Source organism: Streptomyces chisholmiae (assembly GCF_031845445.1).
Classification (GTDB): domain Bacteria; phylum Actinomycetota; class Actinomycetes; order Streptomycetales; family Streptomycetaceae; genus Streptomyces; species Streptomyces chisholmiae.
On sequence record NZ_JAVREO010000017.1, the window covers coordinates 123117 to 136127 of the forward strand.

Here is a 13011-nt window from a genome sequence, read left to right on the forward strand (position 1 = left end):
TTCCGGCCGTCGCCCGTCGCCCGCTGCCCCGCCCCGGCGTTCCCGCGTCCCCGGCCGGCCCGCTGCGCTCGCCGGCCGGGCCGATTCCGCCCACGATGGAGGAGGAAGCGAGGCACCGGGGTCGAGCCGGTGGAGCGGCGGGAGGTGCGGCGCCATGCAGCACGAGATGCGGGCCGAGTACTGGGAGACGGACACGGAGCAGTCCCCGCCGTGGCCGGTGAAGACCTGGCACATGGTGCGCCAGGGCGAGCGGGCCGCGATGTGCGGCCGGGAGCTGCGCCCCGACGCCCGGGGGCTCTCCGACGCGGAGTGGGGCCGCACCCCCGAGCCGATGTGTCACACCTGCGGCGCGCTCTATCTGCGCGAGGTGCCCTGACCTGGGCCGACACCGATCCGGGATCGACTGTCAGTGGGCTGGTGCAGACTGCCCGTATGACTGAGACCCTGGCCATCACGGGAGCCGACGGGCTGGCCCGCTGTCCCTGGGGCCTGACGCCCGAGGTGTACCGGACGTACCACGACGAGGAGTGGGGCCGCCCGGTCCGGGGGGACGACGCGCTTTTCGAGCGGATCTCGCTGGAGGCGTTCCAGTCCGGGCTCTCCTGGCTGACCATCCTGCGGCGCCGGCCCGGCTTCCGCGCCGCCTTCGCCGGCTTCGAGATCGCCGCCGTGGCCCGCTTCACCGAGGCGGACGCGGCCCGGCTGCTGGCCGATCCCGGCATCATCCGCAACCGCCTGAAGATCGAGGCCACCCTGCGGAACGCCGCGGTGATAGCCGGCTGGGCCGAGGGAGAGCTGACGGAGCTGATCTGGTCGTTCGCCCCCGACCCGGCGGGCCGCCCGGCGCCCCGCAGCACCGCGGAGGTCCCGGCGACCACGGCGGAGTCGGTGGCCCTGGCCAAGGAGCTGAAGCGGCGCGGCATCAGATTCGTCGGCCCCACCACGGCCTACGCCCTGATGCAGGCCTGCGGGCTGGTCAACGACCATCTCGGGGACTGCCACGCCCGGGGCGGCTGACCGCTGCCCGGTGGGTCGCCGCGGGGCGGGGCGGCATCCGTCAGCGTTGACGAGGGAGTGAGGTGGCATGGACGCACAGGACTGGTGGATCGTCGAGGCCGAGACGGTGGAGGAGGTGGTGGGCGCCGAGGCGCTCTACGACGGGCCGGCCCGGCGGGCCTGGGCCGAGCGGTTCCTGGCCTCCCCGGGGCACCATCTGCTGCTGGCCAGGGCGCGCGGCGAGCGGGCCCCGGTCGGGATGGTGACGGGCGTCCAGCTGACCCACCCGGACAAGGGCACCGAGATGTTCCTCTACGAGCTGGGGGTCGCCGACGCGCACCGGCGTCGGGGGGTGGGCCGGGCGCTGGTCGCCGCGCTGGCCGAGCTGGCCCGCGTGCACGGCTGCTACGGCATGTGGTCGGCGGTGGAGCTGGACAACGAGCCGGCCCTGGCCACCTACCGGTCGGCCGGCGGTGCCACGGCGGAGCCCTGCCTCGTCCCGGTCTGGGAGTTCCCCGGTCCGTCGGCCCGCTGAGCCCAGGCGTCCTGGGCGGCGAGCACCTCGGCGCCGTGCGTGGCGGCCCAGTCGCCGGCCGCCCGCAGCGCCGGGAGCAGCCCGCGGCCCAGCGGCGTCAGCCGGTACTCGACCCGGGGCGGCGCCTCCCGGTAGCGGCGGCGGGCGACCAGCCCGTCCCGCTCCAGTCGGCGCAGCGCCTCGGTGAGCGCCTTGTTGCTGATCCCGCCGAACGGCCGGCGCAGCTCGGCGGGCCGGCTCGGGCCGTCGCGCAGCGCCCAGAGCAGAACCCCGTGCCAGGTGTTGCCCAGCACGTCGAGGGCCAGCCGCGCCGGGCAGTCGGCGATGAACTCGGGCATCGGGTGGCCCCCCTGGTTACCGATCGGTGCCTGTCGGGCGACCTACGCTCCCGACCATAGCCGGCTACCGGAGAGGGGATGGACATGCGGATCGGGGTGCTGGGTGCGGGGCGGATGGCCGAGGCGCTGGGCGCGCACTGGGTGCGGGCCGGCCACCGGCTGCTGGTGAGCGGCCGGGACCCGGCGCGGGCCGAGACGTTGGCCGGCCGGCTCGGCGGCGGGACGGCGGCCGGCGACTTCGCCGCGGCGGCGCGGTTCGGCGAGGTGGTGCTGCTGGCGGTCCGGGCCGAGGGTGCCCTGCCGGTGCTGGCCGCCGCCGGCGCGGGGGACGGCGCCCTGGCCGGCCGCACGCTGATCGACTGCGTCAACCCGGTGGCCGCGGGCTTCGTGCTGGCGGACGGTGGCGGCCGGTCGATGGCCGAGCGGGTCGCCGCCGCGGCCCCTGGCGCGTGGGTGGTGAAGGGCTTCAACCTCTGCCATGAGGACGTCTGGCGGATGACGCCGCCGGCCTTCGACGGTGCGCCGCTGGCCGTGCCGCTCTGCGGGGACGAGCCGGCGGCGCTGGCCGTCGCCGGCCGGCTGGTGCGGGACCTGGGCTGTGTGCCGCAGGCCGGCGGCGGGCTGGCCAGGGCCGGCCTGCTGGAGGCGACGGCCGCGCTGGTGATCGGGCTGTGGGTGGGCGCGAACGAGGACGCCAGGGCGATGCTGCCGCCGCTGGCCTACGCCGCCGGCCCACCCGACGACACTCAGCCGGTGCCCGGCAGCCGGTAACGCCCGTCGGGCAGCCGCTCGACCAGCCCGTCACTGAGCAGGCCGCCCAGCGCCCGGGAGCGCTGCTCGGGATCGTGCCAGACCCGGTCGAGCAGCATCCGGGACACCGGGGCCGGTGCCTCCCTGAGCACGGCGAGCAGCTTCCCGCGCACCTGCCGGTCGGTGCCCACATAGGTCTGGCCCCGGCGCGGCGGGCCCTGGTGCGCGGGGGCGCCGGCGCGCCGCCACGCGCACTGCTCCAGGATGGGGCAGCGCCCGCAGTCCGGGTTGCGGGCGGTGCACAGCAGCGCGCCCAGCTCCATGGTGGCCGCCGCCCACCGCGCCGCCGTCGCCGGTTCCTCGGGCAACAGCAGCCGGGCCAGCTTGCGTTCGGCGGCGGTGGTGGCGTTCGGCGGGTACTCCGTGCCGGTGACCGCGCGAGCGAACACCCGGCGCACGTTGGTGTCCAGCACCGCGTGCCGCTGGCGGTAGGCGAAGGAGGCCACGGCGGCCGCCGTGTACTCGCCCACCCCGGGCAGGGCCAGCAGCTGGTGGTGGTCCGTCGGGACCTCGCCGCCGTGCCGTTCCGCTATGGCCGCCGCCGCTCCGTGCAGCCGGAGCGCCCGCCGGGGGTAGCCGAGCCGGCCCCAGGCGCGCACCGCCTCGCCGGCCGGTTCGGCGGCCAGGTCGGCGGGGCGCGGCCAGCGTTTGAGCCACTCCTCGTAGACCGGCAGCACCCGGTTGACGGGGGTCTGTTGCAGCATGAACTCGCTCACCATGACCCCCCAGGCGCCGGCTTCGGGCCGACGCCAGGGCAGGTCACGGGCGTTGTGGTGGAACCACTCGATCACCGGCGCGTGCAGGGCGGTGGGGTCGGCCCCGGGGGGCGCCTCGCCCGGCGTTGTGTCAGTCGCAGTCGTCGCAGTCATGGCAAGGGCGATCCTGACATGAGCGGGGCACGGCACAAAGCGGACGCCCGGTTCGCGCGTGTTGATGCGGAAAGGTGTCCTGGCAAGCCGAGGGTAGGGCATTCGGGTGTGGGCGAAGTCTCGTAAGGTTTCCGCGTGGGATCACTGCGAACTCCCGTTGGCCCGTTGCCCTCGACCATCTACTGGCGCCGTAGGGCGGCGGTGCTGTTCCTGCTCGCGGTGGTGCTGCTGCTCGTCTTCTGGGCCGTGCGCTCGACCGGGGGCGGTGGTTCGCCCACCGCCGGATCGGACGACGGCAAGGGGCCGGTCGAGTCGATCACCCCGGGGCCCACCCCCTCGGAGTCGCTGATCGAGGAGCGCCCGGGCGGCCGCGAGGAGGGCGACGACGAGGACGGCGACGGTGAGGCCGACTCGGACGGCGGCGCCGGCTCCGCCGGTGGCGACGGCGAGGACGGCTCGGCCGGCGAGGACGACGGGGCGAACGGCGAGGGCGGGGGCGACGCCGGCTCGGACGAGGAGGGCGCCGCCGACACCAGTGGTGGCCAGGGCGGTGCCTCCGGGCTGCCGGACTGCGCCCCGGCCGAGGTGACCCTCTCGCTGCGCAGCGACGCCAACGACTACGCCCCCGGTCAGGAGCCGGAGTTGCGGCTCACCGCCCAGAACTCGGGCTCGGCGGCCTGCGGGTTGGACTTCGGCCACCAGGCGTTGACCATGACCCTCGCCGACGCCGAGGACAACGAGGTGTGGTCGTCGGCCGACTGCCCGGCGACCCCGGCCACCGCGCGCACCGCGGTGCCGGCCGGCGGCACCGCCGACCACACGGTCAGCTGGGACCTGCGCCACTCGGTGGCCGACTGCGACGCCGGGCGGGGCGCGGCCGCCGCGCCCGGCACCTACCTGGCGGAAGCCCAGCTCGCCGGGTACCCGGTCGCCCAGACGTCCTTCCGGTTGGAAGCCGACTGACCGCCGGCGCCGCCACCCCGGCCCCGACCGGCCCGGCCGGATGCGCGAGTTGGGTCCGCCAGCCGACCGGGACGGGTCCCGGGACCGTCCGGCGTGGCCGTTGCCCGACCGGCCCTGACTGGTCCGGGACGCGACCGACGAGCGCCGACCGGCCGGGCCCGGGAAGTCGGCGGGCCCTTGAGGTGATCGGCCCGGGTCCCGGAGCGCGGCGGGGTCGTGCACCGGTCGGTCGAACCGGCCCGGGCCGCGGCGCGGCCCGACGTGGCCGGGCTCGGGGGCGGAGCCCCGGGCTGGCAGGTCGGACGGGGCCGGCCGCCCGCGCGGGCCGGTGGGACCACGGCCCGATCGAGTCCGGCGGACCCGGGAGGCGCGTTCGGCGACTACCGACGGACCGAGTTCCGAGCCGCGGCAGGGACCGACGTGGCCGGGCTCGGGTGAACGAGGCGCGGTTGGACCAAGACGGACCGGATTGGCCCGGCCGGCAAGCGGGCGGTCGGCCGGTCAGACGTAGCGTTCCAGGATGGAGGACTCGGCCAGCCGGGAGAGGCCCTCGCGGACCGAGCGGGCCCGGGTCTCGCCGACGCCGTCCACCGCCTGGAGGTCGTCCACGCTGGCGGCCAGCAGCTTCTGGAGCCCGCCGAAGTGGTCGACCAGCCGGTCGATGACCAGCCCGGGGAGCCGGGGGATCTTGGCCAGCAGCCGGAAGCCGCGCGGCGAGACGCCCGTGTCCAGCGCCTCGGCGGCCACGCTGTAGCCCAGCGCCCGTGCCACCAGGGGCAGTTCGAGCAGCTCGGCGTGGCCGAGCGCGTCCAGCTCGGCCAGCGCGGTACCGACCTTGCGGGACCGCTTGCCGGCGGCGTCCGGGAGGTAGTCCCGCACGATCAGCTGCCGCTCCGGCTCGACGCCCGCGATCAGCTCGTCCAGCTGGAGCGAGAGCAGCCGCCCGTCGGTGCCCAGCTCGACCACGTACTCGGCGATCTCCGCGGCGATCCGGCGCACCATCTCCAGCCGTTGCGCCACCGCCGCCACGTCCCGGACCGTGACCAGGTCCTCGATCTCCAGCGCGGAGAGCGTGCCGGCCACCTCGTCCAGCCGCAGCTTGTACCGCTCCAGGGTGGCCAGCGCCTGGTTCGCGCGGGAGAGGATCGCCCCGGAGTCCTCCAACACCCGCCGCTGGCCGTCCACGTAGAGCGCCACCAAGCGCATCGACTGGCTGACCGAGACCACTGGGAAGCCCGTCTGGATGGAGATCCGCTGTGCGGTGCGGTGCCGGGTGCCGGTCTCCTCGGTGGGGATGCTCGGGTCGGGCACCAGCTGGACGCCGGCCCGCACGATCCGGGAGATGTCCCGGTCCACGATCACCGCGCCGTCCAGCTTGCACAGCTCCCGCAGCCGGGTCGCGGTGAACTCCACGTCCAGCACGAAGCCGCCGGTGCACAGCGACTCCACCGTGCGGTCCACACCGAGCACGATGAGGCCGCCGGTGTTCCCCCGGAGGATGCGCTCCAGCCCGTCCCGCAGCTGGGTGCCGGGGGCGACCGCGCTGAGCGCGGCGCGCAGCAGGCTTTCCGCGCCCGAGCCACCCCCGGCCCTGCCGGGACTCGCCGGCCGGTCGCTGGCTGCCATGCACTCCTCCGGGGGGACGATAAACCGCGCTCTGCGCCGCTGAGTCTACCGGCGTGCCTTCTGCCGCCCGGTGGACTCCGCCCGATAGGCGGGAAGCACACCTAGCGCCTCCCCGATATTCGCCACCTCAAGCACCCGCATCCCGGCGGGCACGTCACCGGAGTCCACCGGCACCAGCGCGTGGCCGAAGCCCAGCCGGGACGCCTCGGCCAGCCGCCGCTGCACCCCCGTGACCCGGCGCACCTCACCGGCGAGGCCGACCTCGCCGATGGCCACCAGGTTCTTCGGGAGCGGCGTGGCGCTGGCGGCGCTGGCCAGGGCCAGGGCGACCGCCAGGTCGGCCGCCGGCTCGGAGAGCCGGACCCCGCCGACCGTCGCCGTGTAGATGTCGTTCTTGCCGAGGGCCGCTATCTGGCCGCGCTGCTCCAGCACCGCCAGCATCATCGAGACCCGGGAGTTCTCCAGGCCGGAGGTGGTGCGGCGGGGCGAGGGGATCTGGCTGTCCACCGTCAGCGACTGCACCTCGGCGACCAGCGGCCGGCGGCCCTCCAGGGTGACCGTCAGACAGGTGCCGGGGACCGGCTCGTCGCGGCGGGTCAGGAAGAGACCGGACGGGTCGGCGAGCGAGGTGATGCCCTCGTCGTGCAGCTCGAAGCAGCCCACCTCGTCCGTCGCGCCGTAGCGGTTCTTCACGCCGCGCACCAGGCGGAGCCTGGCGTGTCGGTCGCCCTCGAAGTGCAGCACCACGTCCACCAGGTGCTCCAGCAGCCGGGGGCCGGCGATGGCGCCGTCCTTGGTGACGTGGCCGACCAACACCGTGGACATGCCGCGCTCCTTGGAGGCCCGGATCAGCGCGCCGGCGACCTCCCGTACCTGCGCCATCCCGCCGGGGGCGCCGTCGATCTCGCCCGAGGCCACCGTCTGCACCGAGTCCAGCACCAGCAGGGCGGGCTTGACCGTGTCCAACTGGCCGAGCACCGAGCTGAGGTCCGTCTCGGCCGCGAGGTAGAGGTGGTCGGCGAGGGCGCCGATGCGGTCGGCCCGCATCCGGACCTGGCCGGCCGACTCCTCCCCCGTGATGTAGAGCGTGGGCCGGGACTCGGAGGCGGCCTTGGCCGCCACGTCGAGCAGCAGCGTGGACTTGCCGACGCCGGGCTCGCCGGCCAGCAGCACCACCGCGCCCGGCACCAGCCCGCCGCCGAGCACCCGGTCCAGCTCGGGCACGCCCGTGCTCCTGGCCGTCACCGCCGCGCCGTCCACCTGCCCGATGGGCAGCGCCGGCGAGGCCACCCGGGAGGCCGGCAGGGTGCGCACCGCGGGCGCGCCGCCCACCTCCTCGACCGTCCCCCAGGCGTGGCACTCCGGGCAGCGGCCGAGCCACTTCACCGTGGACCAGCCGCACTCGCTGCAGCGGTATGCCGGGCGGTCAGTTTTACGAGCCATGGACGGAACGCTACCGCCGGGCACCGACAGCGGGTCGCCCGCCCACCGGGGCACCGGCGGCCGGAGCCCCGGGGGGCGTCGCAACGACGCCGCGAACATCACCCGTTGGAGGGAACCTGGGGCGCCCAGCTCCGCCGGTCGGCCGCCTGGCGCCTACCGTCACGAGGTGATGACCAGCTGCCGCGCCCAGCCTTCCCCGCTGACCGGGAGGGGCCCACAGCACGCCGCCTCCCGGAGTTCGCGAGCCAGGCGCGCCGCCCGCCCGGCGGCGTACGCCGACGCCGACCTGGACGGGCTGTTCACCTACTGCCTCTCCGTCATGTGCGAACACGACGCCGCCATCGCCGCGTTGGGTGAGGCGCTGGCGCTCGCCGAGCGGCAGCACGAGCGCGGCCGGCGGCCGGCCGAGCCCGAGTTGGCCCGCCCCTGGCTGTACGCGCTGGCCCGGTGGTGCTGCCTGCGCCGGCTCGCCAGGCAGCGCGAGCAGGGCCTGGCCGCCGCCCCGCGCGCCGTCGGGGAGGACGCGCAGCGCCGCCGCGAGCTGGCGTTGCTGGCCTGGCCGGAGGCCGCCGGCACCACCCAGGAGCAGCGCGAGGCGCTGGAGTTGGCCGCCAGGCACCGGCTCTCCACGGCGGAGATCGCCCGGGTGCTGCGGCTGCCCGAGGAGACTGCCCACGCGCTGCTGACCCGGGCCACCTGCGAGGTGGAGCGGACCAGGGCCGCGCTGGCCGCGGTGGATCTGGCGCACTGCCCGGCGATGGCCACGCTCTCCGGGGACGACCGGCGGGTGCTGCTCGGGCCCACGCTGCGCCGCGAGTTGGTGCGCCATGTCGACGAGTGCCCGGCCTGCCGGCTGGTGGCCCAGCGGGCGCTGGCCGGGCTCGGCTGGCCCGGCACGGCGCCGACCGGCCGCGCCCGGCTGGCGGTGGTCGGCGCCCCCCGGCCGGCGGTGCACGCGGCCCGGCTGGCCGTGCGGCGGGCGCGCTCCCAGGCCGGCCCGCGCTGGGACCGGGGCGGTTTCCCGCTGCCGGAGAAGGACCGGGCGGCGCGCCGCGAGCGGCTGCGGGGCCGGGCCGTCACGGGCACGGTGGTGGCCACGGTGCTGGCGGCCCCGGTGCTGGCGCTCTGGGCCGCCTACCGGGGCGCGCCGGTGACCGGCGAGGCGGCCGAGCTGGAGGGGATGTCGGCGAGCGTGCCGGACGAGCCGGCTGACGACCCGGGCACCGGCCGGCAGCCGGCCGGCGAGCGGGACCAGGGGCGGCCGGCGCTGCCGGACGCGCCGCCGGCGGACGAGCTGACGGAGGAGGGCGCCGAGGGGGAGCGCGCGGAGCCGTCCCCCGAGGCTTCGGCCGGGCCGGGCGAGCCGGCGGACGAGGCGCCGCGGGAGCCGGTGACCCCGGCGCCCGGCGAGCTGTCGGTGGACGCGGTGACCACGGAGTCCGGCACGCTGTTGACGCTCACGGTCTCCGGTGGCTCCCCGGTCAGCTGGTCGGCGGCCAGCGGCGCCGACTGGCTGCTCCTCGGCCGCTCGTCGGGGACGCTCTGGCCGGGGGAGACGCTGGTGATCGAGGTGCTGGTGGACCCGGCGCGGCAGCCGGTCGGGCCCTGGCGGGCGGCGATCGTGGTGGAGCCCACCGGGACCGTGGTCACGGTGGAGGGGGCGGGCGAGTCGCCGGAGACGGAGCAGCCCCCGCCGGAGACGGAGGAGCCGCCGGCCGAGGAGCCGACGGAGCCGCCCGCCGACGAGCCGGTGCCGCAGCCACGCCCGGTCTGACCGAGCGCGCGGCCACGCCCGGTCTGACCGGCCGGCGGCCCGGGTGGGGCGCCGGCCCGGGCCGACTGTCAGTGGCATGGGGCAGGATCGGTCGGACCGTTCCCGGACGGCCGGTCGCCGTCCAGTGCAGGAAGGCCCTCGACTCATGCCGATCACCAACCAGCAGGCGCGGGAGCACGTCTTCCTCCAGCCGCTCTACTCCGATCCGTACTTCCCCGACGAGCTGCTCGACGGGGGCGCGGACATCCTGCGCCGGCTGTGCGAGCGGATCGAGGCGGTCCGGCCGGCCGACCTGGCCGCGCTCTACCCGCTGACCCACGCGGCCACCGAGGAGTTCAACGCCTGGGGTGAGGCGTTGGAGGAGGCGGGGAGCGAGATCGAGACGGTCGCGCGGGACGAGATCGCCGGCGACTTCGCCTTCGTGGCCACGGCCTACGGCTTTCCGGACGCCGATCCGGAGAAGCTGATAGCCACCAGGGACTGGTGAGGCCCGCCGGTCAGGCGCCGGCCGGGGCGTCCGGCCGCCCGGTGAGGTGCAGTTGGACGGCGGGGGTCAGCCGCCGTGCCAGCGTCTCGACGTCGGTGCTGGCCAGCGGCTCCAGGCGCAGCACGTAGCGGGCCAGCGCCACCCCGACCAGCTGGGTGGCGGCCAGCTCGGCGCGCAGCGCGGCGTCGGGTCCCGGCAGCGTCTCGACGAGCCGGGCCAGCAGCAGGTCGGTGACGTGCCGGCGGAAGATCGCGGCGGCGGTCTCGTTGCTCAGCGCGGAGCGGAGCACCGCCAGCAGCGGCTCCCTGGTGTCCTGGCTCTCCCAGACGCCGAGGAAGAGCCGGGTGAAGCGCTCGCCCAGCTCCGTGACCTCGGCGAGTGGCTCGCCGGCGATCCGGCGGCTGACGGGCTCGACGGCGGCGCCCACCGCGGCGGCGAAGAGCGCCTCCTTGGGACCGAAGTAGTGGTGCACCAGGGCCGGGTTGACGTCGGCGGCCCGGGCGATGGCCCGGATGGCGGCGAGGTCGTAGCCGCGCCGGGCGAACTCGGCCCGGGCCGCGTCCAGGATGCGTTCCCTGGTGCCCGGGGCGCCGTCCTGGGCGGCGGCCCGGGGCGGCCGGCCGCGGCGGCGGCCGGTGGGGGTGCTCATCGGGCGGGCCCGCCGCCCGGCGGGGTCGGCGTCGGCCCGGCCAGGTGCAGCCGGGTGAAGGCCAGCGCCTCGGCGAGGTCGGCCTCCCGCTCCCGGGCGGACATCGCCCGGCGGGTGTTGATCTCGGCGATCACATGGCCCCGGTAGCCGTCCGCGGCCAGCCGTTCGAGCAGGGCGGCGCAGGGCTGGGCGCCGCGCCCCGGCACCAGGTGCTCGTCCTTGCCCGAGCCGGAGCCGTCCCCGATGTGCACGTGGCGCAGCCGGTCGCCCATCCGCTTGGCCAGGGTCAGCGCGTCGCCCCTGGCGGTGGCCGCGTGCGAGACGTCCAGGGTCAGGTCCTGGTAGTCCTCCTCGGTCGGGTCCCAGCCGGGCGCGTAGGCCTGCATCTCGCGGTCCCGGTAGCGCCACGGGTACATGTTCTCCACCGCGAAGCGCACCGGGCTCTCCTCCCCGAGCCGCCGGATGCCCTCGACGAAGCCCCGGGCGTAGGCGCGCTGCCAGCGGAACGGCGGGTGCACCACGACGGTGTCGGCGCCGAGCCGTTCGGCGGCGGCCTGGGCGGTGCTCAGCTTGCGCCAGGGGTCGGTGGACCAGACCCGCTGGGTGACCAGCAGGCAGGGCGCGTGCACGGCCAGCACCGGGATCCGGTGCTCGTCGGAGAGCCGGCGCAGGGCGGACACGTCCTGGCTGACCGGGTCGGTCCACACCATGACCTCCACCCCGTCGTAGCCGAGTCTGCTGGCTATCTCGAAGGCGGCCGCCGTGTTCTCCGGATAGACGGAAGCCGTGGAGAGCCCGACCTTCACCGCCTCGACGGGAACCTGATCTGCCACGGCGCCCAGCCTACGGCGTCCGCCGGCGCGCCCCTGCTTGACGTCGGGAGGCCACCGGACAAATAATTAAACGCATGACGAATAAAAGCCCCGGCGGGCCGCCCGACCACCCCGGACCAGCGGTGCGCGCACAGGGTCTGCGGGTGACCCGCGGCCGGCGGGAGGTGCTCCGTGGGCTGGACTTCACGGTGCCCGCCGGCACGGTCACCGGCCTGCTGGGCCCCTCGGGGTGCGGCAAGACCACCCTGATGCGGGCCGTCGTCGGCGCGCAGCGCCAGGTCGCCGGGGAGCTGCGGGTGCTGGGCGAGCCGGCCGGCGCGGCAGGGCTGCGGGCCCGGCTCGGCTACGTCACCCAGGCGCCCTCGGTCTACGCCGACCTGACGGTCCGGCGGAACCTCGACTACTTCGCCGCGGTCCTCGGCCTGCCCCGCGCCGCCCGGGCCGGTGAGGTGGACCGGGTGCTCCACGAGGTCGACCTGACCGACCACGCCACCTCGCTGACCAGGGACCTCTCCGGCGGCCAGCGCTCCCGGGTGTCGCTGGCCGCGGCCCTGCTCGGCACCCCGGAGCTGCTGGTGCTGGACGAGCCGACGGTCGGGCTCGACCCGGTGCTGCGGCGCTCGCTGTGGGACCTCTTCCACCGGCTGGCCGCCCAGCGCGGCACCACGCTGTTGATCTCCTCGCACGTGATGGACGAGGCCGACCGCTGTCAGCGGCTGATCCTGCTGCGCGAGGGGCGGGTGCTGGCCGAGGACACTCCGGCGGGGCTGCGTCGGCACAGCGGCGTGGACTCCGTGGAGGCGGCCTTCCTCGCGCTGGTCGAGGCCGACGCCGCCTCTCCGAGCCGCCCCGCCGGCACCCCTGAACCGGCCGTTGAACCGCCCGCCCCCGACCCCGCCGGTACCGCCCGGCCGCCCGCCGCCGGGCCCCGTCGCGAGGAGTCCTGACCATGAGCCCAGCCCGCACCCTCGCCACCGCCCGCCGGGTCCTCGCCCAGCTGCGCCAGGACCCGCGCACCGTCGCCCTGTTGCTGCTGGTCCCGGTCCTGCTGCTGGTCCTGCTCCGCTACGTCTTCGACGGCGACCCCGGCGCGTTCGACCGCGTCGGCTCCTCGCTGCTCGGGGTCTTCCCGATGATCACCATGTTCCTGGTCACCTCGATCACCACGCTCCGGGAGCGCACTTCGGGCACCCTGGAGCGGCTGCTGGTGATGCCGCTCGGCAAGGGCGACCTGATCGTCGGCTACGCGCTGGCGTTCAGCGGGCTCGCGGTGCTCCAGGCGGCGCTGGCCACCGGGGTCGCGCTCTGGCTGCTGGGCCTGGAGGTGGCCGGTTCGCCCTGGCTGCTGTTGCTGGTGGCGCTGCTCAACGCGCTGCTGGGCACCGCGCTCGGCCTCTTCGTCTCGGCCTTCGCCGCCTCCGAGTTCCAGGCGGTGCAGTTCCTGCCGGCGCTCGTCTTCCCCCAGCTGTTGCTCTGCGGCCTCTTCGCGCCGCGCGACAGCATGCAGCCGGTGCTGGAGTACGCGTCCAACGTGCTGCCGCTGTCCTACTCGGTCGACGGCATGACCGAGGTGCTGCGGCACTCCTCGATCACCGGCGACTACGTGCGGGACGTGCTGGTGGTCAGCGGGGTCGCCGGCCTGGTGCTGGCGCTCGGCGCGGCGACGCTGCGCCGGCGCACCGCCTGAG

Annotated in this window: 15 protein-coding genes; 9 read left to right on the forward strand and 6 right to left on the reverse strand. The window is 76.0% G+C overall.

The features are described 5' to 3' along the window. Nucleotides 1–154 precede the first annotated feature (154 nt). From RM844_RS25055 to RM844_RS25065, 3 genes are all read left to right on the forward strand, one after another. The gene (locus RM844_RS25055; RefSeq protein ID WP_311669633.1) at nt 155–376 is read left to right on the forward strand and encodes a hypothetical protein; all 222 of its coding nucleotides are present in this window, start codon (nt 155–157) and stop codon (nt 374–376) included. Nucleotides 377–432: 56 nt separating this feature from the next. Then, entirely contained in the window at nt 433–1017 is a 585-nt protein-coding gene (locus RM844_RS25060) for a DNA-3-methyladenine glycosylase I (protein ID WP_311669634.1), read from the forward strand. A 67-nt stretch (nt 1018–1084) separates the two neighbouring features. Continuing rightward, on the forward strand, nt 1085–1531 hold the full coding sequence (locus RM844_RS25065; protein WP_311669635.1) for a GNAT family N-acetyltransferase: 447 nt from the start codon (nt 1085–1087) through the stop codon (nt 1529–1531). On the opposite strand, the gene RM844_RS25070 is transcribed toward RM844_RS25065, so the two are convergent. After that, nucleotides 1453–1869, reverse strand: a complete 417-nt coding sequence (locus RM844_RS25070; RefSeq protein ID WP_311669636.1) for a winged helix-turn-helix transcriptional regulator — start codon at nt 1867–1869, stop codon at nt 1453–1455. The two genes, RM844_RS25065 and RM844_RS25070, sit on opposite strands and share 79 nt — an antisense overlap. Nucleotides 1870–1953: 84 nt before the next feature. On the opposite strand from RM844_RS25070, the gene RM844_RS25075 reads away from it, so the two are divergent. After that, nucleotides 1954–2640, forward strand: a complete 687-nt coding sequence (locus tag RM844_RS25075; RefSeq protein ID WP_311669669.1) for an NADPH-dependent F420 reductase — start codon at nt 1954–1956, stop codon at nt 2638–2640. On the opposite strand, the gene RM844_RS25080 is transcribed toward RM844_RS25075, so the two are convergent. Then, nucleotides 2616–3548 carry an HhH-GPD family protein gene (locus RM844_RS25080; RefSeq protein WP_311669637.1) on the reverse strand — a complete coding sequence of 311 codons (933 nt, stop codon included), beginning with the start codon at nt 3546–3548 and terminating at the stop codon, nt 2616–2618. The genes RM844_RS25075 and RM844_RS25080 overlap by 25 nt on opposite strands. Nucleotides 3549–3713: 165 nt before the next feature. On the opposite strand from RM844_RS25080, the gene RM844_RS25085 reads away from it, so the two are divergent. Beyond that, nucleotides 3714–4511: a hypothetical protein gene (locus RM844_RS25085; protein WP_311669638.1), complete on the forward strand. Its 798-nt coding sequence runs from the start codon at nt 3714–3716 to the stop codon at nt 4509–4511. 501 nt (nt 4512–5012) lie between these two features. Here the strand turns inward: RM844_RS25085 and disA are convergent. Further along, complete coding sequence (gene disA / locus RM844_RS25090; RefSeq protein ID WP_311669639.1) at nt 5013–6137, reverse strand: DNA integrity scanning diadenylate cyclase DisA; 1125 nt, start codon at nt 6135–6137, stop codon at nt 5013–5015. A gap of 45 nt (nt 6138–6182) precedes the next feature. Beyond that, the gene (gene radA, locus RM844_RS25095; protein WP_311669640.1) at nt 6183–7580 is read right to left on the reverse strand and encodes a DNA repair protein RadA; all 1398 of its coding nucleotides are present in this window, start codon (nt 7578–7580) and stop codon (nt 6183–6185) included. Nucleotides 7581–7749: 169 nt separating this feature from the next. Between radA and RM844_RS25100 the strand changes: the two genes are divergently transcribed. Next, the gene (locus RM844_RS25100) at nt 7750–9354 is read left to right on the forward strand and encodes a BACON domain-containing protein (protein WP_311669670.1); all 1605 of its coding nucleotides are present in this window, start codon (nt 7750–7752) and stop codon (nt 9352–9354) included. Nucleotides 9355–9499: 145 nt separating this feature from the next. After that, entirely contained in the window at nt 9500–9841 is a 342-nt protein-coding gene (locus tag RM844_RS25105; protein WP_311669641.1) for a DUF5713 family protein, read from the forward strand. A 10-nt stretch (nt 9842–9851) separates the two neighbouring features. On the opposite strand, the gene RM844_RS25110 is transcribed toward RM844_RS25105, so the two are convergent. Both RM844_RS25110 and RM844_RS25115 read right to left on the reverse strand, forming a co-directional pair. Beyond that, nucleotides 9852–10490 (reverse strand): TetR/AcrR family transcriptional regulator, encoded by a 639-nt coding sequence (locus tag RM844_RS25110; RefSeq protein WP_311669642.1) that lies wholly within the window; start codon nt 10488–10490, stop codon nt 9852–9854. Next, on the reverse strand, nt 10487–11332 hold the full coding sequence (locus RM844_RS25115) for a sugar phosphate isomerase/epimerase family protein (RefSeq protein WP_311669671.1): 846 nt from the start codon (nt 11330–11332) through the stop codon (nt 10487–10489). The genes RM844_RS25110 and RM844_RS25115 overlap by 4 nt, the downstream gene beginning before the upstream one ends. Before the next feature lie 65 nt (nt 11333–11397). On the opposite strand from RM844_RS25115, the gene RM844_RS25120 reads away from it, so the two are divergent. Both RM844_RS25120 and RM844_RS25125 read left to right on the forward strand, forming a co-directional pair. Beyond that, entirely contained in the window at nt 11398–12270 is an 873-nt protein-coding gene (locus tag RM844_RS25120) for an ABC transporter ATP-binding protein (RefSeq protein ID WP_311669643.1), read from the forward strand. Between the two features lie 2 nt (nt 12271–12272). After that, entirely contained in the window at nt 12273–13010 is a 738-nt protein-coding gene (locus tag RM844_RS25125) for an ABC transporter permease (RefSeq protein WP_311669644.1), read from the forward strand. Nucleotide 13011: the final 1 nt, after the last annotated feature.